Genomic DNA, 25,584 nt, shown 5'->3' on the forward strand with positions numbered 1-25,584 from the left:
TCCCATGACCGCGAATTCCGATTCGCCGCATTCGTATCCGCACCTGTTCGAGCCGCTCGATCTGGGCCACACCACCCTGCGCAACCGGGTGGTCATGGGTTCGATGCACACCGGCCTGGAAGACCGCGCCTGGGATACCAACCGGCTGGCCGCCTATTTCGCCGAGCGCGCCCGCGGCGGCGTGGGCCTGATCATCACCGGCGGCTACGCCCCCAACCGCGAGGGCTGGCTGCTGCCGCTGGGCGCCAAACTCACCAAAAAGACCGAGGCCTACCGGCACCGCGCGATCACCCGGGCCGTGCACGCCGAGGGCGGCAAGATCGCCCTGCAGATTCTGCACGCCGGGCGCTATGCCTATGTGCCGTTCAGTGTTTCGGCCTCCTCGATCAAGGCGCCGATCAACCCCTTCCGCCCCCGCAAACTCTCCGACAAGGGTGTCGAGCGCACCATCGAGGACTACGTGCGGTGCGCGCGGCTGGCGAAGTTCGCCGGATACGACGGTGTCGAGATCATGGGTGGCGAGGGCTATCTGATCAACCAGTTCCTCGCACCGCGCACCAACAAACGCGCCGACCGCTGGGGCGGATCGGCGGAGAACCGGCGGCGCTTCCCGCTGGAGATCGTGCGCCGGATCCGGGCCGCGGTCGGCGCCGACTTCGTCATCATCTTCCGGCTGTCGATGGCCGAATTCGTCGAACACGGCCAGACCGAGACCGAAATCCTGGCGCTGGCAACCGAATTGGAGACCGCGGGCGTCAGCATCATCAACACCGACATCGGCTGGCACGAGGCGCGAGTGCCGACGATCGTCACCTCGGTGCCGCGCGCCGCCTTCGCCGAATTCACCGCGAAAATCACCGCGCGCGTGAACATTCCGGTGTGCGCCTCGAACCGGATCAACATGCCCGAGACCGCCGAGGAGATCCTCACCCGTGGCGACGCCGATCTGGTGTCGCTGGCCCGGCCGCTGCTGGCCGACCCGGAGTGGGCCGCCAAGGCCCGTGCCGCCCGCGACGACGAGATCAACACCTGCATCGCCTGCAACCAGGCCTGCCTGGACCACGCCTTCGTTCACAAAACCGTGTCGTGCCTGCTGAATCCGCGGGCCGGCCACGAAACCGAACTGCGTCTGCTGCCCACCCGCCGGATGCAGCGCATCGCGGTCGTGGGCGCGGGGCCGGCGGGATTGTCGGCGGCGGTGAACCTGGCCGAGCGCGGCCACAAGGTGGATCTGTTCGAGGCCGACGACAAGATCGGCGGACAGTTCGATATCGCGCGGCGAATTCCGGGCAAGGAGGAATTCAACGAGACGATCCGGTATTTCACCCGCAAACTGGAACTCGCGGGGGTGCGGGTGTTCCTGAACCGCCGGGTGAGCGCCGGCGAACTGATCGAAGGCCGCTACGACCACGTGGTGGTCGCCACCGGCGTGCGCCCGCGTATTCCGAATATTCCGGGTATCGATCATCCGAAGGTGCTCACCTACGCCGAACTCGTGCGCGAGGAGAAGCCGGTCGGCAAGAAGGTGGCGGTGATCGGCGCGGGCGGAATCGGTTACGACGTCAGCGAATTCCTCACCGTCGAGGGACATCCGGCGTTGAAGCTCGACGAATGGAAGCAGGAGTGGGGCGTCACCGCCGACGATCCGGAGGCGCCGGGTCAGCTGACCGCGGCGCGGCCCTCGCCCGCCCCTCGCGATGTCGTTCTGCTGCAACGAAAGTCGACGCCGTTCGGGAAGAACCTGGGCAAGACCACCGGGTGGGTGCATCGCGCGGCGGTGAAGGCGAAGGGCGTCGAGCAGATCGGCGGCGTCAACTACGAGCGCATCGACGACCGCGGGTTGCACATCAGTTTCGGTGACAAACGCGCTCGGCCCACCGTCATCGAATGCGACAACGTGATCCTGTGTGCCGGACAGGAATCGGTGCGCGACCTGGTCGAGCCGCTGCAACAGGCGGGGGTGCGCATCCATCTGATCGGCGGCGCCGACGTCGCAGCCGAACTCGATGCCAAACGGGCCATCGATCAGGGCACCCGCCTGGCGGCGGCGCTGTAATGGCGCTCCTCACCCGCCTCGGGCTGCCGGGCGACGAGAAGTCCTGGTCCGCATTGGGTTTCGCCGTCGAGGACGCGATGATGCGGATCGGGCGGATCTCCTGCACGCTCGGCGTCGGCACCGGCTGGGGATTCGAGGGCATCGAGGCCGACGCCGCGACACTGGGTGTGCCGGAACTGCTGCACGACGTCGAGACCGAGACGGCGCATCCGAACGGTGTGACGTTCGTCGACCACGTCGTCTACTGGGTGCCGGATCTCGACGAATCCGTCACCGCGCTGAATGCCGTACTGGGCAGCGGCCCGCGACGGCGCTTCCACCCGCGCGGCCCGGACGGCCCGGAAATGGCGTTCTATCGGGTCGGCGAGGCGTTCCTGGAGGTCGTCGCCGCCCCGACGAAACGGCCCGCGCTGGTCGGCGTCGCCTTCGGCACTCCGGATCTCGATGCCACGGTGGCGGCGGTGCGCGCGGCCGGTGGCCCCGTCGGGGATCCCAAGCCGGCGGTGCAGGGCGGGCGGATCGCCGGGGTGTGGCACGGGCATATCGACTGGGGTGTCGCCTTCCTCGAGCCCAAGCCCCGCGGCGAGGGCAAGTCCGGCTAGGCTCGGCGACCGTGAGCTTGCCTGCACCCACCGCCGACAATCGTGCCGTCGTCACCGGAGCGTCCTCCGGGATCGGAACCGCTCTGGCCGAGGAGCTGGCCAAACGCGGCTATTCGGTCATTCTGGTCGCCCGTCGCGGCGAGCTGCTCGCCGAGCTGGCACAGCGGCTGACCGACACATACGGAGTCACCGCCGAGGTTCGCGCGGTCGACCTGTCCGATCGCGACCAACGCGCACCGCTGGTGGCCGAACTGGCGGGTCGCGAGATCGCCATCCTGTGCAACAACGCCGGCGTCGCCACCTTCGGCGCCGTCGCCGACCTGGATGCCGACGTCGAGCGCTCGGTGATGGAACTCAACGCGGTCGCGGTCCACGATCTGACCCTGGCGGTGCTGCCCGGCATGCTCGCGCGCGGCGGCGGCATCCTGATCACCGGTTCGGCGGCCGGGAACATGGCCATCCCCAACAACGCCACCTACGCCGCGACCAAGGCCTTCACCAACACCTTCTCCGAATCGCTGCGCGGCGAACTGACCGGCAGCGGCGTGCACGTCACGCTGCTGGCGCCGGGCCCGGTCCGCACCGACAATCCCGACCAGGAAGAGGTCGGCAGCAAGATCCCGGACTTCATCTGGGTGTCGGCCGCCTACACCGCCAAGATCTCCATCGACGCGTTGGCGCGCAACAAGATGCGCGTGGTTCCCGGCCTGATCAGCAAGGGTATGAGCGTCGCGGGCCAGTACGCGCCGCGGGCGCTCACCGCGCCCATCGTCGGTTCGTTCTACAAGAGGCTCGCCGGCTGATCCGCAGGGTGTCAGGGCGGCGTCAAGATCGCGGCGCCGCCGGTCAAGACGGCGTATCGAGACGGTTCCGGCGCCGGTCACCGGCGTAGTCCTGAGAGTGACCCCCGCAGTCGAGGAGGAAAGCGGGGAACCACAGGAGACACGCCGTGACGTTGCTCGAGATGTTCCCGTCCCTACGTTCGGGGATGGCGTCCCCGCGACTGGACACCACCGTGTGGCCGCGCCGGACGCACTACGACGAATTGGGCCGCATCACCGTCGACGGGGTCGCCCTCGACGATGTCGCCGACCGCTACGGCACACCGACCTATGTGATCGGTGAGACCGAGATCCGCACCCGCTGCCGGTCGTATCGCAAGCACTTCCCGGATGCCGAAATCGTCTACGCCGCAAAGGCTCTGCTGACTCGTACGATCGCGGGGCTGGTGGCCGAGGAGGGACTCGGCATCGATGTGTGCTCGGCCGGCGAACTGGCGATCGTCCTGTCGGCCGGGGTGGATCCGCGGCGGATCATCCTGCACGGTAGCGGGAAACCGTTCGCCGAACTGGAATACGCGGTCGGCGTCGGTGTCGGGCGGATCGTGATCGACTCGCTCACCGAGGTGAGTTTGCTGGGCACGGTCGTCACGCGGCCCCAGCAAGTTCTGCTGCGCCTGACACCCGATATCGACGTGCACGGACATCCGGCCGTCCGCACGGGGGTCAGCGATCAGAAATTCGGCTTCGCCCTGCACGACGAGACCACGGAGGAGGCGATCCGGACGATCATCGACCATCCCCTGCTCGATCTGCGCGGTTTCCACTGCCACCTCGGCTCTCAGATCCACGACCCCGACCACTACGGGGAAGCTGTGCGACGGCTCGTCGCGCGGATGGCCGAGGTCCGTCACGACTACGGCGTCGTGCTGACCCAGCTCGATCTGGGCGGCGGGCATGCGGTGGCCTACCGCGCCGGCGACGCGGAGCTGAATCTCTCCGAACTGGCCGACATCATCGACGACGCCCTGGACGCGGCGTGCGCGCGAAACCGCTTCCCGCGCCCCGTGATCGCGATGGAACCGGGCCGCGGCATCGTCGCCCGGGCCGGGGTGACGATCTATCGCGTGACCGCGATCAAACACGTCCCGGGTGGACGGACGTTCGTGATCGTGGACGGCGGAATGAACGACAATCCGCGGGTCGCCCTCTACGGGGCCCGCTACGACGCGGTGGTGGCGGGCCGGCATCCCACCGGACCGACCGTCACCGCCACCGTGGCCGGACGCTACTGCGAGGCCGGTGACGTCCTCGCCGCCGATATCCGGCTACCCGCGGATCTGCATGTCGGTGAGCTACTGGCGATTCCGTGCACCGGCGCCTACCACCACAGCCTGGCCTCGGCCTACAACGGCGTCGGACGGCCGCCGATCGTCGCGCTGCACGGGGGCCGGATGCGTGAACTGGTGCGCCGCGAAACCGTGGAGGATCTGCTGCTCCGCGATCTCGGTTGAGCGTTTCTCGCGCGGCCGAGTGACGCCTGCCCGGTGGCCGGGGACGCTCAGCGTTTGCGGGTTCCGAAGAGGCTGCGGCTGATCTCGCGGCCCGCGGCCGAGGCCGCCGAACGCAGAAAACTCTTCACCGCCGGATTGCTCATGATCCGTTCCGCCGCCGAGACGTCCGGCTCCTGCGCACGCCCGCCGGAGTCCTGCGGCACCGGCCGCGGTTCCGGCTCGGCCGCAACGACTTTCGCGGCCAGCAGCTCGTAGGCCGACTCCCGGTCCACGGTCCGGCCGTACTTCTCGAACAGCGGACTCGACTGTGCGCGCGAGCGGATACCGTCCTCGCCGATCGTGTTCATCAGCGAGTGCGGCGGGCGCAGCCGGGTCCAGGCGACCGGTGTCGGCGCCCCCTGTTCGGACAGCACCGTGACGATCGCCTCGCCGATTCCCAGCGCGGTGAGGGCGTTCTCGAGGTCGTAGGCCGCGGTCTTCGGGTAGGTGCGCACCGTTTTCGTCAGCGCCTTCTGGTCGTCCGGGGTGAACGCGCGCAGCGCGTGCTGGATCCGCGCACCCAGTTGCGACAGCACCGCATTCGGCACATCGGTGGGCAACTGCGTGCAGAAGAACACCCCGACTCCCTTGGAGCGAATCAGTTTCACCGTCTGCTCGACCTGCTCCAGGAAGGCCTTGGACGCGTCGGCGAACAGCAGATGCGCTTCGTCGAAGATGAAGACCAGCTTGGGTTTGTCGACGTCGCCGACTTCGGGCAGGGTCTGGAACAGATCGGCCAGCACCCACATCAGGAAAGTGGAGAACAGCACCGGCCGCGCCGCCTGCGATCCGAGTTCGAACAGCGTGATCACGCCCTGACCGCCGGCGGTCCGCAACAGATCGGCGGGGTCGAGTTCCGGCTCACCGAAGAAGGTGTCGCCGCCGTCGGCCTCCAGATTCACCAGCGCACGCAGGATCACCCCGGCCGTCGCGGCCGACACGCCGCCGATCCCCTTCAGATCCTCCTTTCCCTCCGGACTGGTCAGGTGCTGGATCACCGAACGCAGATCCTTCAGGTCCAGCAGCGCCAGCCCCCGGGTGTCGGCCCAATGGAAGATCAGGCCGAGAGTGGACTCCTGAGTGTCGTTGAGCCCCAGCACCTTACTGAGCAGAACCGGACCGAACGAGGTGATGGTCGCGCGAATCGGGACGCCGATTCCCTCGGTGCCGAGGGAGACGAATTCGGTCGGAAATCCGTGCGGCGCCCAGTCGGTATCGCCGGTCCGCGCGGCACGGGCGGCGAGCTTGTCGCTCGATTCGCCCTGCTGCGCCAGACCCGACAGATCGCCCTTCACATCGGCGAGCACCACCGGAACGCCCGCCGCGGACAGTTGCTCGGCGATGCCCTGCAGGGTCTTGGTCTTACCGGTTCCGGTGGCGCCGGCGACGAGACCGTGGCGGTTCAGCGTTCGCATCGGAATCCGCACCCGTGCGGCCGGATCGACCTCCCCGCCGACGACCACCGCACCCAGTTCCAGCGCGGCGCCCTCGAAGGCGTAACCCGCCGCGATCTGCTGCGCGACCGAATTCGCCTCGGCGACAGCCGGTTTCGCGTTCACATCCGTCGGTTCGGCCGATTTCGACTCGCCTGCCTGTTCGGCGGCGGCTTCGGCCTCGGCCGCCTCCGCCGCGGCCGCCGCTTCCGCCGCGACCCGCGCTGCCTCCTCGGCCGCCTTGCGCGCCGCCGCCGCCTTCGCCGCCTTGTCCTCGGAACTGGTCATCGCCGATCCTCCGTCGCCCTGCCCACCGCTGCCGACACCACTGGAATCACGCATATACCTGGGCAAACTGTAGCGGGATGTTTGCCAGAAAGCGTCCGCAACCGGCCGGACGGCACACATCCGGTGCGGTCGGTCCGATTCGCGCCGTCCGCGCACTAAGGTTGCCGGGGTGTCCGACAAACTGATGGTGTGGATGGATTGCGAGATGACCGGCCTGCGCTTGGACAGCGACAAGCTGATCGAGGTGGCCGCGCTCGTAACCGATAGCGATCTCAATATCCTCGGCGACGGCGTCGATATCGTCATCCACGCCGACGACGACGCGTTGGCGGCGATGCCGCCGGTGGTGCAGGACATGCACGCCAAGTCCGGCCTGACCGACGAGGTGCGACGGTCCACGGTCACCATCGAGCAGGCGCAACAGCAGGTTCTCGACTACGTGCGCGAGTGGGTTCCCACCCCCGGCACCGTGCCGCTCGCCGGCAATTCCATCGCCACCGACCGCGGCTTCATTGCCCGGGACATGCCCGAACTCGACGCCCACCTGCACTACCGGATGATCGATGTGAGCTCGATCAAGGAGCTGTGCCGGCGCTGGTATCCGCGCATCTACTTCGGCCAGCCGGAGAAGGGCCTGTCCCACCGCGCCCTCGCCGATATCGAGGAATCCATCCGGGAACTCCGGTACTACCGCCGCACCGCGTTCGTACCCGCCCCCGGCCCCTCGAGCGCCGAGATCGCCGAGATCGCCGCGCAGGTCAGCGCCGGTTCCACCGGCACCCAGCCCCCCGCGGCATCCGCCGATTAGGTTTCCCGGCGGTCTTCGCGCTACCATCTACCGCGCCGGTTGTTACCGGCAATGGTGACCGTAGTTCAGTTGGTAGAGCACCAGGTTGTGATCCTGGCTGTCGCGGGTTCGAGTCCCGTCGGTCACCCTGTCAAGGGGCAGGTCTGGAAGAGATTCCGGACCTGCCCCTTCGTCATGAGTCGAGTAGGCCTTCCGTCCGGCCCGATCGCGATGCGCGGACGTGGTGCGCGTCACGGCTGCCCTTCGGTCCACCCGGTGGCCGGCCGACCTGATCGAGCGCACACCGGTCGGACGGCTCATTCGATCAGTGTGGTGGGTTGGCAGGTGCGGTCGTCTGCCGGAAAGTCCCCGTCCCGGAAGTAGCTGTTGGTCGTGTCGAGAATGCAGGTGCTCAAGCCCGGACGCAGCACCATGTGGATCCTGGTGTCGGCCAAGGTGATCAAGCGCGACCCCGACATCTGTCGATGCAGTGCCACAGAGTGCTCGTGAGGCGTCCGGTTGTCGCCGGTGGCGGACAGGATCAGTGCGGGCACATCGTTGTCGACCACGGTGGGCGGCTCCAGCGGCGGTGGCCAGAAGGCACAGGGCTGGATGTTGTCGGCTAGTGCCGCGAAGATCGGCTGGGCCGGGCGAGCCGCCTCGATCGCATTCCAGTACCAGGCGGGATCGGCGGGCATCGGTGCGTCCGCACACCAGATCTGCACCATGACCGAATCTTCGTCGTGCTCGTAGTACGAGATCTGCTGGTGCAGCTGCGGGGGCACCTCGGGCGCGCGCCCCTCCGCCGCATCGGTGACAGCCCGTACCGAGGCCGCCAGCGCCTCGTTCAATCGCGCGTCGCGCAGCATCGTCCACAGCAGATTCGGCAGGACGTGATCATCGAAACCGAAGCCCTCGACCACGATCGGCGACCGCGCCGCCCGGTCGATGAGGGCCTCGACTCGGCGGCGGACCTCGGGCGCGGAGTCGCCGAGGTGATACTGCCGGTCACGAGCCGCCACCCAGCCGGCCCAGTCGTCGAAGGCCGCTTCCACCGCCGGACCCCAGTCCTGTTGTAAGCCGAGCCAGTAGCGCTGCGGATCGATGGCACTGTCGAGCACCATGCGGTCGGATCGGCCGGGGAACAGCTGCGAGTAGACCGCGCCCAGATAGGTTCCGTAGGACACGCCGTAATAGCTGATGCGTTCCTCGCCCAGTGCCGCCCGTATCACGTCCATGTCGCGGGCCGTGTTGCGCGTGCTGAGCTGGCGCATCCAGTTCACATCACCCCCCACCAGACAATCGGCGGCCAGCCGCGCCTGCAGGGCCGTTTCGGTGACGAATCCCGGTAACCCGACACCGGCGGAGCGGATCGGGGTGGCGACCGGCCACCCGCACCGCTGGTGCCGCCCGGAGCGGGCGACACCACGCGGGTCGAATCCGATCAGGTCGTAGCGGCTCAGCACATCCGGCCGGAGGACATCACCGACAAGGTCGAACGCGTCGAGCCCCGGTGTCCCGGGTCCGCCCGAGTTGGTCAGCAGCACACCGCGACGGTGTGCCGTATCGCTCGCCGGGATCCGCGAGACCGCGATCGTGATGATCGGCCCGTCCGGATTGCCGTAATCGAGTGGCACCGCGACATCCGTGCAGACCGCACCCTCCGCCACCAGGGCCGCGTCCTCACACGGACGCCAGTCGAGAAGCTGCCGATGAAAGCGCGCCGGCGGGTCTGGCGGTTCAGCGCCCGCCATACCGGAAGCAGAGGCCACCGTCACCGCGAGAGCGGTAACGATCACCGATGCGACGACCCCGCCGACATCACGCAGCAGGCCACGCGAACGACGGCACTCGGGGAACGTGACCGCGCACCGCTGCCCACCACCCATGAGGACCTGACCCTTCAGCACGTCGAGACCGAATCGCACGGGAGCCACCGCCAACCACGCAGCGGAGCAGCGATCACTCCGGAAGAGCCACGAACACAGGCGAATTCGGGGAGCCACAACGTTGCGCGCCTGGGCCCCGGATTTCGCGGGAGTGGATTGGCGCACGCAAGTGTAGCGTCCGATCACCGCCCGGGACCCGAACGACGAGCGGGCCTTCCGGATATCCGGAAGGCCCGCTCTGCCGGCTGTCGTCAGCGGTTGGTGTCAGCGTTGCCGGCCTTCCATTCCGCCCACGGGATATTCCAGTCGCCGAGGCCGTCGACGCCGGACAGGGTGTCACCGACGGTGTTCTTGACGATCGCGATATCGCCGCGCTTGGCGTTCTCGTACACCCAGCGGGCATCCTCCGGGCTCAGGTTCAGGCAGCCGTGACTGGTGTTGGAATAGCCCTGCTGGCCCACCGACCACGGCGCCGAATGCATGAAGATGCCGCTGTAGGACATGCGCGTCGCCCAGTCGACGGGGGTCCGATATCCGTTGGGACCGGTCGCGGCGACGCCGTAGGTGGACGAATCCATGATCATGTGGTCGAACTGGTCGCCGATGATGTAGATGCCGTTCTGGGTGGGCGTGGAATCCTTGCCCATCGAGGTCGGCATGGTCCGTATCACCTGGCCGTTGCGTTCGACGGTGACCATCTTGGTGTTGTCGTCGGCGGTGAAGACCATCGGATCGCCGATGGTGAAGCTGGAATGGATATCGGAGTCACCGATCAGCCCGCCCCCCAGATCGCGGCCGAAGGTGTTCACATCCACGGTGACCCTGGTTCCCGGAGCCCAGAAATGCTCGGGTCGCCAACGCACTTCGCGTTTGTTCACCCAGTAGAACGCGCCTTCCACCGCGGGCGTCGTGGTGATCTTGATCGCATCCTGCACGACGCGGCGATCCGGAATGTTCTCGTCGAACTGGATCGCGACCGGCTGGCCGATTCCCACCACCGCGTTCTCACCCGGCAGCAACCACGGATGCGTCTTGATGCGCGGCGCGAGGGTGGTGAAACTGATTGTCGTCGAGGTGGTGCCGCCGATTCCGACCGCGTCGGCCTGCAGGCGATACGTGCGGTCGAAGCCGAGTTGTTCGGTCAGCTGCCACGAGGTCCCGTCGGGCGCGATCTGCCCCGCCACCGGATTGCCATCCGGTGTGAGCAACGTGACAGCGGTCAATTTCCCGTTCTCCACCTTCACCGGAATCGGATCGGCCGGCGACACCCCGACCGCGCCGTCGGCGACCGGGGTCAGCACCTTCGGTTTGACCAGGTCTATGACCGAAGCCGACTCGATCGCCGGTCCATCGTTCGTCGCCCCGGAATCACTGCATCCGGTGACCGCGAGCGCGAGCATCGACATCACGCCCAACCACGCCGCCACCGCTCTCGTTTGCCGCGATCCTCGACGTCCACCCATGTGCAACCCCGTTTCATGCCTCGTGCGCAACCGGGAAACCCCGGCCACGCTGCTCGACCCACCACGTGCGGGGATCGGTCGAGACCACGCCCACCCATTCTGCCAGGTGGAAGGATCGCAACCGGGTTGACACAACGAGCCGGCCCCGCACACTCTGCCCGATTCATCCCTTCCGGCCCGTCAACCGTTACCGCGTTCACGCAAGATCACGATCCCCCCTCGAATGCCCTTTGAACAGGCGATTTCACTTTCCGCCTACCCAACTGTTATGGTTTCTCCCGCACCGGAACGGAGCCTGCAGGCCCGATCCGGAGGTCCAAGCGCCATTAGCTCAATTGGCAGAGCAGCTGACTCTTAATCAGCGGGTTCGGGGTTCGAGTCCCTGATGGCGCACTCTTCGAACTATCGTTTACCTGCTCGAATGCTTCCGGGATCGGACCCCGGAAATGAGCACTGTAGCTAAATCTGTAGCTTACGAACCGCCTAACGATTCGGCGTCATCCAGAGCCCAGGCGACCACCTTCAGTGATCTTCATCACTCTACCGGCGACGCCTCCACTCCCCTCGTCATCGACTATGCCGACCTCAAAAATGCGATCGAGGCGGCCACCAGCGCGTTCGTGAATGCGCTCGCACCGGATCTGCCGCCGATTCTGTGGCGCCAGAACGTTGAGGCCGACCACCTGCCCTCGCTCGATGGGCAGGTTCCGGTCGGTACCGAGGACGCGGCGATCGCATTGAAGTGGGCCGAACGCCTCGGCCTCACCGAGACCGATCTTCCCCATCCCGGCGGCCAGGCGTGGGCCGACACCGCGCTGGAGCGGTTGGACGAAATGCGCCTGGTCCGCGTGTGGTGCGTCGCCGACCGCAAGGCCTGGTATGCGGTGGAGCCCCGGTGATCGCCCGCCTCATCGCCGCCGCCGCTGCGGCTGGCGCCCTGCTGTGCGCCGGCGCCGGATACGCCCGCGCCGACCATCCGCTGTGCGCAAGCGGATCCACGTGCCGCACCGCCCCGCTACGCCCGTCCCCCATCGCCTCGCCCGCCGGCGCCCACGCGGTCGGCCGCGTCGACGCCGAGATCGGCCACGGCGCACGCGCGGTGATGGTTTCGGCGTGGTATCCAACCCGGACCGCGGACCGGTCCGCCCCGTACGTGCCGGCGGCCGGACCGGTCGCGCAACTGCAGATCGCCACCCGGGCAGCCGAATGGATGCACACACCGGACGCCGCCGGGGCGATGGTGGGCGCGCAGGCCGACGCTACCGAGGACGCGGCAGTCGACGGCGACCAACTGCCCGTTGTGCTCGTCTCCCCCGGCATGGGCACGCCGCGGTTCATCCTGTCCGGTCTCGCGACCGAACTCGCCTCCCGCGGGTACGCGGTCGTGGCCATCGACCACACCGGCGAGAGCCCGGCCGTGCAGCTGCCGGACGGCCGGATCGTATGGGGCGCAGCGCCGACGGTGACCCCCGACTACATGCGAGCCCAGCTCGCTACGCGCATCGGTGATCTGCGCCTCGTGCTCGACCACCTCACGGCGCTGCCGATCGTCGGTGCACGCCTCGATCTCGGCCGGATTGCCGCGCTCGGCCACAGCTATGGCGGCACGACCGCGGTGCAGTTGGCGGCCATCGATGCGCGTGTGCGGGCTGCGGTCGCCCTCGACGGCCCGGCCGGCTGGGACGGTGTCGCCGCCGCGCCCGCGCTCGATCTGCCCGTGCTGTCGCTCGATCTGACGGGCATGTGGTCGTCGAGCTGGAATGGTTTCCGGGGCAGCCGCTTCGAGGTCGCCTCGATCCTCAATGCCGGGCACTACACGGCGACGGACCTGCCAGCGTTCGGGTGTTCTGCCGATCTCTGCGGCACTGTCCCGGCCGACCGGGCCGCTCTCGTCAGCCGGGACGTGGTCGGTTTGTGGCTTGATCGGTGGCTGCGCGGTATGGACACGCCGAGATTTACTGCACCCGAGCTCGTTTGGCAGACCTAACGATCCCTAACCGGGCCAGCCTTTTCCGCGACTCGCCGACTGCTCGGTAACGACTCACAGCGTTTTCACAACAAACTCTCGACCGCACTAGATGAGGAGATATCCAAAGATGACCGGTCCCAACCATCCACAGATGCCGCCCTACCCGTCGATACCCCCCGCACCGCATCCCCCGCACCCCGCGAAGAAGGCACCGGTGTGGGTGTGGATTGTGTCCGCGATCGGAGTGGTTCTCGTGATCGGGCTCATCGGCAGCGCGTGCAGCGGCGGCAGCTCCACGACCGCGACGCCGACACTCACGCACACCACTGCCCCGCAACCGTTCACAGCCCCCAGCGCCGCCGACACGGGATACACCCCAGCCGCGCCGCCCGTAACCACCGCCGCCACACCAGCAGCAGAACTGACAATTCCCGACGACCTCATAGGGAAGAACGGGGCGATCGCCGAGGCCGAGCTGAAGAAACTCGGCTTCAAAGACATCCAGCACGCGTCGGGCACACCAGGCGTGCAGATGGTGATCATGCTGTCGAACTGGACAGTGACAGAGGTAGAGCCCGGACCCGGCACGGTCGTCAGCGCTGATACCCCGATCGTGCTCACGATGGTCAAGAAGAACCGCTAACTCGAACCTCTTTGCCCCGAACGGAATTCACATGAACACTCGCATGGCTCGCCGGATAGGATCCGGCATCGTCGCCGCACTGCTGCTCGCCGTCGCATTCCTCGGCCTCGCCGCCACGGCGAACGCCGAGGCACCGGCCGAGCCCGCCACGGTCGCCGCCGCAGCAACCGAGCCCGAGGTGCAGCCAATCACCACCGCGCAACCGATCCTGTGCCTGATGCCCGGCGACACGATGGAACTGCGCGCCGGAATCGGCGCGGTGATCGGCGCGCTCGCAGGCCTGCCGCTCTTCATCGTCGGCGCGATCCCCGGCGCGATCATCGGCGCCGGCATGGGCGCGCTGTCGTGGCAAATCGCGAACTGGTCGCTGCAGCAGCAGGGCGGTTGCCACCCGTGACCCGATAGCCTCGTCACACGAAACGGCCTGCGCATCTCCCACGTATGCGCGGGCCGTTCTCATTGAGCGTCCACAACGCGAATTACCCGCACTATCGGCAAACCCGCAGGTAAAGGTACCGAATTCAATTCTATGTACTTTGGTGTTCCCCACGTCCGTCAGCCTGCTCACCGCTATCTGCCCTCTTGACCGCCGCTCACTGGCAGATGGCTGGCTCGCGAGAGCCAAAAGTCGTCGTCCGGCTCAGCGGGCTGTTTTCGGTATCATCAGGGCGATTTTCGAAGGTTTGGGGACGACGAAGGGGGGCGCCACCGATGAGCATGAAAGTCGATCCGGACGCGCTGCGGGCGTGGGCGAAGTTTCTGGACGGGCTGTCGGGGGAGATCGGCAAGCTGGTGGATGGGGTGACCGCGCCCGTCGATGGCACCGACCCGTTCCCCGGCGTCGACTTGGCGGCGACCGTTTTCGCAGCACGTGACCAGGTCAAGGGTGGACTGACGTTCTTCGCTGCGCGCCCGCAAGAGATGGCCGAGATCGCGAAGGGCGTCGGTGACAAGTATGAGGTCACCGATGATGACTTCGCGACGAAATTGCGGGAGATGGGTGGGCTGAAGTGAGTCCCGGCCCGGGCCGCCCGACGCTGACCATCTCCCAAGTCGAGAAGTGGAAGCCCGACCTGCTGGGTACGTTCGCTACTCGCTTCGACACCGTTGTCACCAACGGGGACAAGCTTTTACAGTCGATGGTCACCCAGCAAGACCATTTGGCCGAGTCATGGAAGGGTGCAGGCGCGGACTCCGCAGCCGCGCGCGTGAACGCCGACAAGACGGCAGGCAGTCATCTGATGGACAAGGTCGGCGGCCTGAAAACCACACTCACGACGCAGCAAACGGAGTTGGCTCACGCCCGACAGTTCGTCATCGACAAGCGAAACCTGATCGTGGGCATGGGTTTTGAGGTCGCCGACGATGGCACCGTCACCAGCGTCGCCAAACAAGCCGCGATCAAGGCCGCAGCAGGCAAGGACCCCAAATCTGTGCCCGCGAACGTTACGACAGCGCTCATTCAGGTCGAATACGAGGCGACGCAGCAGCACGTAGCGATGCTGGGCGCGCTCCAGAATGCCGAAAACACTGCCGTCGGCGCGAAAGCGGCGATCGACATCGCGAACGCTGCGGTCAACCAGGTGGCCATGTATGAGTTGCCGCCCAAGGCTATTCGCACGCTGTTCCCTGGTCTGACGCATCCGGACACGGCAAAGCCGAGCGAGTTGCCGCCCGTACTCGGTGACGCGATGAAGCTCGAGCAGGGTATCCCGATCACGGTAACCAACGCCGATGGTTCGAAGACCACGACTACGCCGAATCCTGATGGGACGCTAACCGTTTCCACGTCGGTGCAACAGCCGGATGGCTTGACGATCACGACGGAAAGCACTGACCATAAACCGCCCATCACGACGGTTACGACCAAACCGGACAGCGCCGGTGTTGTCGGTATGACCGTTACCGCAGCCGATGGGAAATCGCAGCAGTTCCAGACAGTGCCCGAGGGCAACGGCAAGACCAGCACCTACACGCTGAATGCGGACGGATCGCGGGGGGCGAAAGTGTCAGAGTCGTATCCGCAGAACGGCGGCATCACCACCGACAAGTTCGGCCCGAACGGTGCGATAGATCGGCAGTGGCAGCGCCCCGATGGATTTCGGGCGTTTGAGGAGTACACGCAGGGCGCCGACGGTAAGCCGCACCTGGTCGGCACCGCGAATTCGGCTGGCGTTCAGTCCGCCTTGAAGCCAGACGGCCAGATCGTCACCACCTACCCTGACGGGAGAACAGCAACGACCAAGCTGGACAGCGGACAACTGGTCACCACTTTCCCCGATGGCTCTGTGCTCTCGTTCGATCCGAACAAGGTTCCGCCCGGCACTCCGAAACCAACGGTCTGGGACGCGGTGAAGTCGTGGTCGGGCTCGGAATGGAATAGCTTCTACGATTCCACCAAGGGCACCGTGGTCGGTCATCCGGCTGCGACCGCGTTTGCTGGAATGGCCGGCGCGACCGGGGAGTGGTCGTCCGCCGCCGGCTCGAGCATGGCTAGCCAAGCTGGGCAAGCGATGGCTGAGTCTCACCTCAGCCAACTGCGAGCGCTGCAAATGCTCGACACGAGTACCCCCGGTGCGGGACACGCGTTCGCCGGTGCGATGGACTCTGCGACCGACGCAGCTAGTAAGGCTGAAATCGGACAGTTGTTGAAGTCCGACGGCAAGATGCTCGGCGGTGTAGCGCTCGGGGGTGCCGTCAATGCGTGGGTCAATTACGATGACTGGCAGCACGGAAAGCCCGCCGACGAGGCTATTGCGAATGCCGTAGGTGGGACCGCAGGTGGTTGGGCTGGAGCGCTCGCCGGTGCCGAGGGCGGGGCGCTTCTGTGTTCCGCCGGAGGGCCGGTCGGGTCGGCATTTTGCGCCGGTATGGGCGCTGCTCTGGTCGGTTTCGGTGGCGGCGCGTTGGGAGGCTGGCTCGCCGAACAGCCATTCAAGTAGCGTGTTTCGCACAACCGACCAGGAGAGCCGCCATTGTCTGCAAACGCCGAAGAAAAATCCCCGATGCTTGCTTGGCCGAGCGACTGGGGAAAGGAAAGAATTCCTACCAAGATCACCTTCTTGCTGGTGTTCCTCGGTGTTATGGTCCTGGTATCGATCCCCTATACCTTGGATTTCGCGCGCCAAGGAGACTCACTAAGAGCTTTCTATGGTGTGATGATCGGGCTGATGGCTCTTAGTTTCATCGTCGCACTGTTGCCGCATTTGCGGGTGCGGCGCACTACCCTGCCTCGCAATATGTCGGTCAACGGCGATACGGGATTGCGGCTGCCATTCATATCTTCCTGGAAGCCGACTCTGATAATCTGGCTCGTGGTTGGAGCCATATTTATCGTGGTGCGCGGTGCGTTGTTCTTCACCCACCTGTCCAACTCGGAAGACACTGGCAGGACGGCTGTTGACGTCGGCGGGCTGGTTGTGGTGGTTGTAGTCCTACTGCTGATTCTGGTGATGGCAAGCTTCCTTATCGCCGGAAGAAACAAGCAGGGACCTTCTGCCACTTTGGACATGCAAGGAATAACACTCTCGCTGGGTTCATCGGTCAGGGTAATCGGCTGGGAGGATATCGATACGGTATTCGCAGCTATAGTCAATAATTCACGGGCGGTGCGCATTATCCCCAATCCGCGCACCCGCATTCAGGTCGAAATCGGCAGAAATATTATCGATTACCTGCAGCGCAGATACTACGAACAATATATGGACCTACACCCACAGGTCCTCGGAATTGACCCGCCACTTTTGCTCCATTTGGTGCGCTTCTACTGGCAGCACCCTGAGTCCCGTGATGAGCTGTCGTCGGATGCGGTGATCGAGCGTATGCGTCGTGGGGAACTGCTGGGCTAGACCGGCGGGTCTGCTGGCTCCGCCATCTGGGGCAGCAATGACCCTGCCGTAGGGGGCGTGGCGGAGCCTAATTTTCCGCGCCCTTGGACCGCGACAGGGCGCGAAACTCACCTGACGATCGCCGGTTCGACCAGCAGCTCGCCCCACAGCGCCGCGACCGCAAACCCTGGCCCCGACCATGCGGCGAATCGTGTTCTGCGACACGCTTATACGTTCGGCCGCCTCGGCGACGGTTTCGCTGCATTCTTCGAGCGCCCGGTGCTCGACGAGCCGGGCATCGTGACACCGCCGATCGGCAAGGCCACCGATGCCGAGGTGTCGACGTATGCGGCGATCGGCCGCAAGACCTGACCGCAGACGCACGAAATCGCCCCGCCGGATTGGTCCGGCGGGCAATTTTCTGTCGGTGGGTCCTGCTATGAGGTGACGCCGTCGCGAGCGATGATCGAGTCGATGGCGTAGCCGCGGTTGCCGCCGCTGAAACTGTATACCGCATTCGAGAACAGCCCGAAGTAGCGGTTAGACGAGCCGATGCCGATCAGCGCGCCCGAGTCGGTCCACGTCACCGCCGCGGTTGCGCTGCCGTTGATATAGACCGAGTAGACGTTGCCGACCGCGGTGAACCGCACGCTCGTCGGCGCCGAGATCGTGCCGCTCGTCGCCCGGTTGGTGAATGTGCCGGATATGTAGGTGTTGATGAACGCCTGCGTGTCGGTCACGCTCACGCACACGAAATTGCCTGCGCTCGTGCTGCGCAGGAAGGCGCCGGCGCCCTGCGCTGGTGTCGGCCCGACCGTGGCGGCGATCGGCACGAACACGACCTCTTGCGTATCGGTGGTCAGCGCTGTGTTGTGCCGGGCTATATAGGCGAGCGTCTGACCAATCCCCGGGGTGCCGGCCTGCGCGCGGTTCGACGCGATGACAGGCGCATTCGCGCCTATCGTCGTCCAGTTCGCGCCGAGACCGCCGTCCGCTCGGTTGAAATCGTCGGTGACCGTGATACCGGACGCGAAATCCGGAGCGGGAGCGCTGCCGCTGCCGGTCGCCGGTGCCAGGGCGATGGTCACGCCCGCAGCAACCGAGGGGGTCGGCGCCCTACCCACGCCCGCGGCGGCCGAGAGTGTCACCGCCGCACCGCCGCCGACGGACGGCGCGGGGGCCGAGCCGCTGCCGAGCGCAGGCGAGAGCGTGAGCACGACCTCGCCGATATTGGGCGCCGGGGCGGTGCCGATACCGGTCGCGGTCGACAGCGGGATCGTGACCGCCGACGACAGGACCGGCGGCGGGGCGGATCCGACGCCGACCGCAGGCGCGAGGACGGCGCCGCTGCCCGCCACGACCGACGGCGGCGGGGCGGATCCGACGCCGGCCGCGCTGGGCAGGGTGGCGATGACTGCGGCCGATAGTGTTGGCGCCGGTGCGGATCCGGTGCCGCGGGCGGGCTTGAGCGTGAGCTCGACCGGTATGTCGCCGTTCCATAGCTCGATATCGCCGAGATAGACACGGCGGGCCCGGATGTCGCCGACGTAGATGCCGGTCGGCGCGTCGCCGTGAAGCCAGAGCGGCATAGGCTATTGCGCCTGCAATCGCACGATGCCGGTAGCGGCAATGGTCAGCTTGAACGGAGCGTTGTCGCTGCTCTTGTTCGCCTCGAAGTCGTACAGCGCGATGAGTGGATTCGTCGCTGCCGCACCGGGATTCACGTCCGAGATAACGCAATAGCGGGCGGTGATCGTCGACGGATCCCAGATCAGATCGTCGCACTTGATCCACGCGGTATCAGTCACCGGATCGTAGGCGAGCACTTTGTTCGCCAGCGTGAGACCGCCGGTCGTGTAGCCGTTTCCGTTGGCGACCTCGTTGGTGAGGCTGGATTGATACCGGTGGTTGTCCAGATCCGGCGTGTACGACGAGGTGTGCAGGGTCGCTTTCCATGTGTGCGCGACCGAGATCTCGCCGTTGAGCAAGCTCTGATGGAATCTCGGGTACAGCTTCGGCATCATTTTCGGTTCCTCCGATCAGTCGGGCAGCACGACGTAGTAGGTAGCGGGGTCGTGCGGGTTGGAATCCCACCAGGACTGCGAGACGGCCTTCATGCCGGATATGCCGCCGTAGTTGTGGACTGCGACCGCGGTCTCGGTGGCCGGCATCGGTAGCGCGGCTTCGATCAGCGGCATCAGCCGGATGGTGTCGCTGGTGTGGGGGATCTCGATGTTGTAGGTGTGCAACCCGATCCGCACTCGTGCGGGCCCGGGATCGAGATTGTCGGTGGTGAAGGTGCCGTCTTCGCCTGGCGTGTAGCTGTGGCGGCGGGTGGTCACGATCGCGGTCTCGCCGATGTTGTCTCGGATCACGGTCGTTTCGAATACGACGTTGTCGGTTTCGCCGAGCCCCGCGATATCGGTGACTTTGTCGCTGATCACGGTCATGGTTTGGGTGCCTCCTTGCTACGCGGCGGCGCGTCGGAAAACGCTGAGTCGGTCCCACGAGGGCGAGTTCGTGCCGGAGGTGCGTTCGACGCGGGCGCCTGCCCACGAGTCCGCCACCGGCACTTGGTTGTTCAAATCGGCCATGACCGCGGTCGCGCCGTTGACTTCGATCCACGCGTGCTGCGCGTCGCACGCGAATGCGACCGTCTCGGTGCCGTTGAGGTTCGCGGCGTCGCTCTGATAATCGACCATGGTCGGATTCGCCAATCCGCCCGTGAACCTGGCCAGATAGATGCGGCCGTTGTAGAAATTGGCCGCGAGGCCGGTCGTGCCGTCGGAGGAAACTCTGAGCAGCAGACTGCTATCGGCTGTGCTGTTCGGTGCGCTGCCGAACTTCCCGACGACACGCTGCACGCCGTCGGTCGCACCGGTGTTGGTCAGCAACGCGCGGCTGCCGTTCGCCGTGCCGGTGCTCCCCCACTTGCCGCCGACGATCCCGGCGTCGGCGCCGACCTGCACCCACCCGTTGCCGACCGCGCCGTCGGGCCGGTCGAATTCGTCGGACTTCACGGTCGCCCAATCGGCCTCGACCATGGTCGGGAAATCCGATTGCCGGTCGTACAACACGAAGTTCTTCACATACGCCGGATTGGTGGTCTGATTCAGCATGTTGATGCCGCGGGCCAGTGGCCCGGACTTGTATTGCTGGGGCAGCCAGTACGCGAAGAGGAACGTGTCGTTGACGTACACGCGGATCAGCCGGTCACGCTCGACCAGCATTTTCAGCCGGTACCACTGATTGTTGATCAGGCCACCGACGCTGCTGGACTGCGCGAGCGTGTCGATCTGCGCGAGGCTGCGATAGATGATGATCCGAATGTTCTGTGTCGTCGACGCCACATCACGCCATATGGCCACCATGGGCAGATTGATTAGATCGGAGAAACCGACCTTTGCCCAAGACGGCGAGATCGCCATCGCCCAAAACTGTTGCTGGACAATATTTCCATCGATGTGTAAGTCGTACTCGCACCCGTAATTTCGTGTGAACGGCATCATCTCGTACGACACCCCACCGACCTGGAACGGTGTTTCGAGGGCATCGGCGATCACGAGCTGATTGCTGACCAACTGCACTGTGCGCGACGAGTTCGTGCGCTTCCACGGCGGCTGAATCGGGTTCTCGTTCGGGCGGGCGTGATATGCGTCGAGGTCGCTCCACGCCGCCACGGCGAGCGGCCAGTGCCGCCGCAGGTAGGTGCTCACTGTGGGTATGCGCCCTGGATTGTGCCGCCATAGTCCCGCGCGGTGTTCCGCAGCATGACCAGACTTGTTGTGACACCGTGGTAGATGAGAAAGCCAATCGTTCCGGGCGGCGCGAATGCTTCGATCGTGGACCGATTCGCATAAGCGCGACTCAGTGCCGCCTGCAGGATTGGCAGCGCATCTGCACCGGTTGTGCCCGGTGGGAACAGGCCGTCGACAGTCGGCACATCGAAGCAGAAATTGAACGCGTCCTCAGATCCCGGGTCGAATCCACGAGGGCCGTGTTCTGAATCGATCCGGCGCGCTGTTCAAAACTCTTGGTCACATCGTCTCCCGTGGTTCACTCTCGTCGGCCGCTCCAGAGATCGTGCCGCCCTGCTGCGCCATCTGTTTGCGGAGCCTGATCAATATGCCGCGGTTGCCGCGCAACCCGACCGGGTCATCCGCCGCAAGCAGAGGACGCAGTTCCTCGGATTCGGCGTTGAATCGGCGGATCGCGGCATCGAACCGCGGAATCGCTTCCTCGACCGGCGTCATGTCGAACAGGCCGTCGAGACTTTCGACACCGAACGCCTTGGCCCACAGAGCTTCACGGTTCGGCTGAATAGTGAGCGACACCTGGAATCCATGAGATTCCGCGATGTATTCAAATGTCTTCATTATGCGAACTCCGGATCCGGGGTGAATACACCCGCGCAGCAGATTTGCAGGACGGTCGGCGGGGCGGTGCCGACAATGTCGGTGACGTACACCCAGAAACTTTCGAGGTCCGCGACACCGACCGTGAGCGCCGGGAAATGACGGCGCGTCACGTTCGGCTCGATCACGCACGTATAGGCCACTCGGTACGCCGTGTTGTCGGCATTCCAGATGCGCAGTTCGAACGTCAGGCCGCCGTGCTGCTCGAGGAATCGCGCGTGAATATCGGTCAGGATCGCGAGCTGATCGTCGCGGACGTTCAGCATCGGGCCGACCAGCACTTCACCCGTACCGCGGACCACTTCGGCCGAGGACTGCGCGAACTCCAGCTGCCAGAACTGTGCGTTCGCGTACGCCATGTCGGCGAGGTTGCTCGCGTTCGCCGCCGCGTTGATCGCGGCCTGCGCCTGTGTGTACGCGGTGCCGGCCGCGGCCTGAGCCACGGACGCGGTGCCCTGCGCGGTGAGAATCGGCGTGTGGATGTTGGTGCCGATCTTGCTCTGCACGTCTTCGTAGGTGCCCAGGACACCCGCGGTCATTTTCGAGGTCGCGACTTCCTGGGTGTCCTTCTGCCCGAACCCGCTGCCGACCTGATATGAACCCTGCGGCGGCAGTGGAGGATTGCCTGGTGTTGTCACCGTCCGACTCCGTTCACTTCCCGCCACTGCCGCAGCGACAGGTGCGCGGGTGATTCGTAACCTGCTGCAGCGGCAGCGAGGTTGGCCTCGTAATGCCAGCGAGCGTCATACAGCAGATAGCCGGCGGTGGCCTCGTGTTCGGTGCGGCAGATATCTAGCGCACCCGCCAGGTAGTCACGCTGCCGCGTCATGTCCTCGAGATCGGCCGCCCGGGCTTCGCGCTGCTCTATCCGGATCTGTCGGCGCCGTTCCCCGCGCTCGCGCCACCGGCGCCCCAACGGCCCCAGCAGCCGGGCCCACGTTTCCGACGTTTCGGCCGCCGTCCGGCCGATGTAGCCGAGCGCGACAAAGATCACTACTGCCCCGACAGCCCACTCGGGTGCGCGCTGCAGAATCTCATCCACTCCGCCGCCTCTCTCTCCACACATCCAGCGCCGCGTCCGCGTAACCCCAATGCACGACCGCGAATACGAGCAGCCAGTCGGTCGGGGTACGCCACCCCTCGACCGGTGACCGGCCCAGCACCTCACAGAAAGCCCCCACCGCGAACCCGGCATATGCCGCCGCGAGCACCGCGTGCCCGAACGAGGTCAGCGGCCACCGGTCCCCCACCAGCCCGACGAGCCCCAGCGTCCCGCCGACGATGAACATCGCGGCCCACGCATCCAGCGGCATAGTCCGCTCGACTACTGAGAGCGTCGCTGTGCCGCCTGCCGGCGGGCCGAGATAGTCGATGCCCCGGCACAGCGCGGCGACCAGAACACACACCTCGATCAGCACGACCTCGGGCCAGATCAGCCGCACCCGCAGCCGCACGAGGCGCGCCCATGATCGCCACGGCTGCGCCGGGTCGGTCACCTCTCGACCTCGCGCGGTTTCGGCGCTGCGGCCAGCCACGGCGCGACCGCGGCGAGTAGTGCCTCGATTCGCGGATCCGCCATCAGTCGAGTGACCGCGGCCGAGACGGCCAGCAGCACGCCGACTCCTGCTGTCGTCTCCGGGATCCCCGATGCCTGCACGAATATCGGCAGCGCGGGCAGCAGCCCGACGAGCAGCTGCACCGCTGTGCGGGCGATAGCGCGCCACGGGTGCTGCACCTGCGTCGGCGGCACTGGCGAGGGCGTGCCGTCCGGCTCGATAGCCGGCCCCGTCACCGCGCACCACCGAGCACCTGGTCGAGCTTGGCCTCGATCCGCTTGAGGATCTCGCCGCGGTCGCGGCCCTCGGCGACACCGGTCAGCGTCCAGCCGACCAGCGAATGCCGCTCGGCGTCGGGAGCTTCCTCGGCGCCGGGCAGGGTGAAACCGTCCCAGACCGTTTCGTTCCACATGTCGGCCCACATGTCATACGGCCAGGCGGCCTCGGGCGAGCGTGTCGAGCTGTTGACGTTGTCCGGATGCTGGATCGGCCGGATCTTGTCGGCGAACGGGTGCAGTTGGCCGGCGCCGTCGACGATGGGATCGGACACGGCGGTACCTCCTTCGATTCCGAGCAGTGCCAGCAGTTGCGGCAGCTCGAGCGGGGACTGATTGAGATCGACCGGATTCGGCCACGGCGCGCACCGGCCGCGGTCGGTGTACTGCTGCGCGAACGCGAGCGCCTGCATCCACTGCGGCGGCGGGGTCGACGCCCACACGCCCGGGGTGTGGCTGTAGGACGGCGTCACGAACGGCATGCCGTCAGGGCGGGTGCGCCACAGTCCGGGGTCGGCGACCGCGTTCAGGTAGCCGACGACGCGTTTCCGATTGGCGTACCAGCCGCGCAGCCGGTCGACCTCGTCGTTGACCTCGTCGGACTGGTCGCCGCGGATCTGTCCGTTGGCGCTCTCGACGTCGACCATCGTGACCAGCCGCGGGTGCCCCCACAGCCCGCCCTCGGTGAGCACGTCACGGTGCAGGTCGCAGTTGGCCTGCCCGGGCCGGAAAAAGTAGTAGGGCAGGGCGAGGGCGAGCTTGCCGGAGTCGAGCATCGCCCGCACCCGGCGCGCGTTCTCGACCGCGATGGTGTCGGTCTTGTCGCCGGAGTTCGTGCGAAACGAATAGACCTGGTGCGGATACGACGCGTCGATCGGCTGCGGCCGGCCGCCGTTGTCGGTGTTGTACTGGCTGGTGTCAGCCCATGTCACGGTCATTGCGGCCACCTACTCGGGGGGATGAGTTGCAGGAATCCGGTGCGCACGTACGGGTCGGTGCGCGGGTTGTATGCCGGGGTCGGGTTGGTGATCTTCGCGACGATGCGGTCCAGCCGCGGATCCGATTCCGGCCATCCGATCTGGAAGTGCATTTCGTCGGGGCGGTCCCACCAGCGGCCCCAGAACACGGCGCCCTCGTACTCGGCGACGAGGGCCTCGATCCGGTCGACGAGGGTGGCCGGCATGGTGCGCACTCCCCACGCCCACTGCGGCGCGTTGATATCGACCGCGGTGCCCGACAGGTGATTCGAGTCGCCCACAGCGTTGAGCGCCGACCACCCCCACACTTCCGAGATCACCGGTGCGACCTCGCGGTCGTAGCGGCGCACGAAATCGCCGAGGATGATCGCCGGAGCGCCGGAGCGCAGCGGGGCGGTATCCATGTGCGGGCCGTCGACGATTTCGCACTCGTCGCGGTTGCACATCCGCCAACCGTTCTCGGACCAGGCGTTGCCGTAGGCAGTGCGGAAACTCATTCGAACCTCCTGAGAATCCCGTTGCGGTTCTTGCCGTGTCGCTCGGCGTAGAGGACGCGGCCACGCTCGACGGGGTCGGTGTCGCCGAGCTCGCGCAGGTACGCGCACACCTCGGTCACGGTGTGATCGGTGGGGTTGAACCGCGGTGGTTCATCGAGGGCGTCCTCGGCGGCGAGCGTGCTGCGCTCGGGTACCGGTTTCTCGATTCGGTAGCCCATGTGCCGATACCGCTCGAGCTGCGCTTCCTGCTCGTGCCGGGTGAGGCTTTCCGGGTCCTGCACCAGATACGCAGGCGGCGGCGGGGTGCCGGGCTTCACCCAGTCGGCATCACCGTTGAGCGGGTGATTGATCCCGCGGCGCGGCGGCTGGTACTGCTTGGTCGCGAGCGCGGGATCCATTGGCGGGCAACCGCACTCGGTGAGATGCTTGGAGATCATGCGCGCCAGCGGCTCGGGCATCGTGATCTTCTGCATCGCCGGACCGAGCGGAATACACTGCAGCGCAGGCAAAAACCGTTCTTCCGGGTCGTCCGGGTTGATGTCTTCGATACGCCAGATACGGCCTACTGCCATTGG

The 25,584-nt window shown here is 66.2% G+C and carries 27 protein-coding genes and 2 tRNA genes; 14 read left to right on the top strand and 15 right to left on the bottom strand.

The genetic code is table 11. The annotated features are described in order from the left end of the window. Positions 1 to 4 precede the first annotated feature (4 nt). From NA3_RS07840 to lysA, 4 genes are all read left to right on the top strand, one after another. Complete coding sequence (locus NA3_RS07840; protein WP_062962816.1) at positions 5 to 2,056, top strand: NADPH-dependent 2,4-dienoyl-CoA reductase; 2,052 nt, start codon at positions 5 to 7, stop codon at positions 2,054 to 2,056. Continuing rightward, positions 2,056 to 2,658 carry a VOC family protein gene (locus NA3_RS07845; protein ID WP_062962817.1) on the top strand — a complete coding sequence of 201 codons (603 nt, stop codon included), beginning with the start codon at positions 2,056 to 2,058 and terminating at the stop codon, positions 2,656 to 2,658. The genes NA3_RS07840 and NA3_RS07845 overlap by 1 nt, the downstream gene beginning before the upstream one ends. Before the next feature lie 11 nt (positions 2,659 to 2,669). After that, positions 2,670 to 3,461, top strand: coding sequence for a mycolate reductase (gene cmrA, locus NA3_RS07850; protein WP_062962818.1), 792 nt, complete (start codon positions 2,670 to 2,672; stop codon positions 3,459 to 3,461). Between the two features lie 146 nt (positions 3,462 to 3,607). Beyond that, complete coding sequence (gene lysA / locus NA3_RS07855; protein ID WP_062962819.1) at positions 3,608 to 4,951, top strand: diaminopimelate decarboxylase; 1,344 nt, start codon at positions 3,608 to 3,610, stop codon at positions 4,949 to 4,951. A 47-nt stretch (positions 4,952 to 4,998) separates the two neighbouring features. On the opposite strand, the gene NA3_RS07860 is transcribed toward lysA, so the two are convergent. Next, positions 4,999 to 6,711 carry a helicase HerA-like domain-containing protein gene (locus NA3_RS07860; RefSeq protein ID WP_084491321.1) on the bottom strand — a complete coding sequence of 571 codons (1,713 nt, stop codon included), beginning with the start codon at positions 6,709 to 6,711 and terminating at the stop codon, positions 4,999 to 5,001. 169 nt (positions 6,712 to 6,880) lie between these two features. On the opposite strand from NA3_RS07860, the gene orn reads away from it, so the two are divergent. Together orn and NA3_RS07870 are read left to right on the top strand one after the other, a co-directional pair. Next, entirely contained in the window at positions 6,881 to 7,519 is a 639-nt protein-coding gene (orn, locus tag NA3_RS07865) for an oligoribonuclease (protein WP_062962821.1), read from the top strand. A 54-nt stretch (positions 7,520 to 7,573) separates the two neighbouring features. Then, positions 7,574 to 7,646: transfer RNA gene (locus NA3_RS07870), tRNA-His, on the top strand. 169 nt (positions 7,647 to 7,815) lie between these two features. On the opposite strand, the gene NA3_RS07875 is transcribed toward NA3_RS07870, so the two are convergent. Together NA3_RS07875 and NA3_RS07880 are read right to left on the bottom strand one after the other, a co-directional pair. Beyond that, positions 7,816 to 9,426 carry an alpha/beta fold hydrolase gene (locus NA3_RS07875; protein WP_218021774.1) on the bottom strand — a complete coding sequence of 537 codons (1,611 nt, stop codon included), beginning with the start codon at positions 9,424 to 9,426 and terminating at the stop codon, positions 7,816 to 7,818. A gap of 212 nt (positions 9,427 to 9,638) precedes the next feature. Continuing rightward, positions 9,639 to 10,850 carry a L,D-transpeptidase gene (locus tag NA3_RS07880; protein ID WP_062962822.1) on the bottom strand — a complete coding sequence of 404 codons (1,212 nt, stop codon included), beginning with the start codon at positions 10,848 to 10,850 and terminating at the stop codon, positions 9,639 to 9,641. Positions 10,851 to 11,170: 320 nt separating this feature from the next. Here NA3_RS07880 and NA3_RS07885 point away from each other — a divergent pair. From NA3_RS07885 to NA3_RS07920, 8 genes are all read left to right on the top strand, one after another. Then, positions 11,171 to 11,243, top strand: a tRNA-Lys gene (locus tag NA3_RS07885). A 53-nt stretch (positions 11,244 to 11,296) separates the two neighbouring features. After that, positions 11,297 to 11,749 carry a hypothetical protein gene (locus NA3_RS37565; RefSeq protein ID WP_167354966.1) on the top strand — a complete coding sequence of 151 codons (453 nt, stop codon included), beginning with the start codon at positions 11,297 to 11,299 and terminating at the stop codon, positions 11,747 to 11,749. Then, positions 11,746 to 12,837, top strand: a complete 1,092-nt coding sequence (locus NA3_RS07895) for an alpha/beta hydrolase family protein (RefSeq protein WP_062962824.1) — start codon at positions 11,746 to 11,748, stop codon at positions 12,835 to 12,837. Before NA3_RS37565 ends, NA3_RS07895 begins: the two co-directional genes overlap by 4 nt. 235 nt (positions 12,838 to 13,072) lie before the next feature. Next, a complete protein-coding gene (locus tag NA3_RS07900) occupies positions 13,073 to 13,462 on the top strand; it encodes a PASTA domain-containing protein (protein WP_167354967.1) in 390 nt (129 codons plus the stop codon). Between the two features lie 31 nt (positions 13,463 to 13,493). Further along, entirely contained in the window at positions 13,494 to 13,859 is a 366-nt protein-coding gene (locus tag NA3_RS07905) for a hypothetical protein (RefSeq protein WP_062962826.1), read from the top strand. 314 nt (positions 13,860 to 14,173) lie between these two features. Then, positions 14,174 to 14,476 carry a hypothetical protein gene (locus tag NA3_RS07910; protein ID WP_062962827.1) on the top strand — a complete coding sequence of 101 codons (303 nt, stop codon included), beginning with the start codon at positions 14,174 to 14,176 and terminating at the stop codon, positions 14,474 to 14,476. Beyond that, positions 14,473 to 16,404, top strand: coding sequence for a hypothetical protein (locus NA3_RS07915; RefSeq protein WP_062962828.1), 1,932 nt, complete (start codon positions 14,473 to 14,475; stop codon positions 16,402 to 16,404). Before NA3_RS07910 ends, NA3_RS07915 begins: the two co-directional genes overlap by 4 nt. Before the next feature lie 33 nt (positions 16,405 to 16,437). Further along, on the top strand, positions 16,438 to 17,310 hold the full coding sequence (locus NA3_RS07920) for a hypothetical protein (protein WP_128145405.1): 873 nt from the start codon (positions 16,438 to 16,440) through the stop codon (positions 17,308 to 17,310). 416 nt (positions 17,311 to 17,726) lie between these two features. Here the strand turns inward: NA3_RS07920 and NA3_RS36715 are convergent, their stop codons facing one another. The 12 genes from NA3_RS36715 to NA3_RS07985 form a co-directional block, all read right to left on the bottom strand. Beyond that, positions 17,727 to 18,647, bottom strand: coding sequence for a hypothetical protein (locus NA3_RS36715; RefSeq protein ID WP_128145406.1), 921 nt, complete (start codon positions 18,645 to 18,647; stop codon positions 17,727 to 17,729). A gap of 234 nt (positions 18,648 to 18,881) precedes the next feature. Then, positions 18,882 to 19,277 (bottom strand): hypothetical protein, encoded by a 396-nt coding sequence (locus NA3_RS07930; RefSeq protein ID WP_128145407.1) that lies wholly within the window; start codon positions 19,275 to 19,277, stop codon positions 18,882 to 18,884. A gap of 51 nt (positions 19,278 to 19,328) precedes the next feature. After that, a complete protein-coding gene (locus tag NA3_RS07935) occupies positions 19,329 to 19,739 on the bottom strand; it encodes a hypothetical protein (RefSeq protein ID WP_062962832.1) in 411 nt (136 codons plus the stop codon). An 18-nt stretch (positions 19,740 to 19,757) separates the two neighbouring features. Continuing rightward, positions 19,758 to 21,005 (bottom strand): hypothetical protein, encoded by a 1,248-nt coding sequence (locus NA3_RS07940; RefSeq protein WP_062962833.1) that lies wholly within the window; start codon positions 21,003 to 21,005, stop codon positions 19,758 to 19,760. 321 nt (positions 21,006 to 21,326) lie between these two features. Beyond that, complete coding sequence (locus tag NA3_RS07950) at positions 21,327 to 21,665, bottom strand: hypothetical protein (RefSeq protein ID WP_062962835.1); 339 nt, start codon at positions 21,663 to 21,665, stop codon at positions 21,327 to 21,329. Beyond that, on the bottom strand, positions 21,665 to 22,342 hold the full coding sequence (locus tag NA3_RS07955; protein ID WP_062962836.1) for a hypothetical protein: 678 nt from the start codon (positions 22,340 to 22,342) through the stop codon (positions 21,665 to 21,667). The genes NA3_RS07950 and NA3_RS07955 overlap by 1 nt, the downstream gene beginning before the upstream one ends. After that, complete coding sequence (locus tag NA3_RS07960; protein ID WP_128145410.1) at positions 22,339 to 22,746, bottom strand: hypothetical protein; 408 nt, start codon at positions 22,744 to 22,746, stop codon at positions 22,339 to 22,341. The genes NA3_RS07955 and NA3_RS07960 overlap by 4 nt, the downstream gene beginning before the upstream one ends. Then, positions 22,739 to 23,200 (bottom strand): hypothetical protein, encoded by a 462-nt coding sequence (locus tag NA3_RS07965; protein WP_062962838.1) that lies wholly within the window; start codon positions 23,198 to 23,200, stop codon positions 22,739 to 22,741. The genes NA3_RS07960 and NA3_RS07965 overlap by 8 nt, the downstream gene beginning before the upstream one ends. After that, a complete protein-coding gene (locus NA3_RS07970) occupies positions 23,197 to 23,496 on the bottom strand; it encodes a hypothetical protein (RefSeq protein WP_218021775.1) in 300 nt (99 codons plus the stop codon). The genes NA3_RS07965 and NA3_RS07970 overlap by 4 nt, the downstream gene beginning before the upstream one ends. Continuing rightward, positions 23,493 to 24,473, bottom strand: a complete 981-nt coding sequence (locus NA3_RS07975; RefSeq protein ID WP_128145411.1) for a hypothetical protein — start codon at positions 24,471 to 24,473, stop codon at positions 23,493 to 23,495. The genes NA3_RS07970 and NA3_RS07975 overlap by 4 nt, the downstream gene beginning before the upstream one ends. Further along, entirely contained in the window at positions 24,470 to 25,009 is a 540-nt protein-coding gene (locus NA3_RS07980) for a M15 family metallopeptidase (RefSeq protein ID WP_062962841.1), read from the bottom strand. The genes NA3_RS07975 and NA3_RS07980 overlap by 4 nt, the downstream gene beginning before the upstream one ends. Further along, positions 25,006 to 25,581: a phage gene 29 protein family protein gene (locus NA3_RS07985; RefSeq protein WP_084491331.1), complete on the bottom strand. Its 576-nt coding sequence runs from the start codon at positions 25,579 to 25,581 to the stop codon at positions 25,006 to 25,008. Before NA3_RS07985 ends, NA3_RS07980 begins: the two co-directional genes overlap by 4 nt. Positions 25,582 to 25,584: the final 3 nt, after the last annotated feature.

The organism is Nocardia africana NBRC 100379 (genome assembly GCF_001612635.1).
GTDB classification, from domain to species: domain Bacteria; phylum Actinomycetota; class Actinomycetes; order Mycobacteriales; family Mycobacteriaceae; genus Nocardia; species Nocardia africana.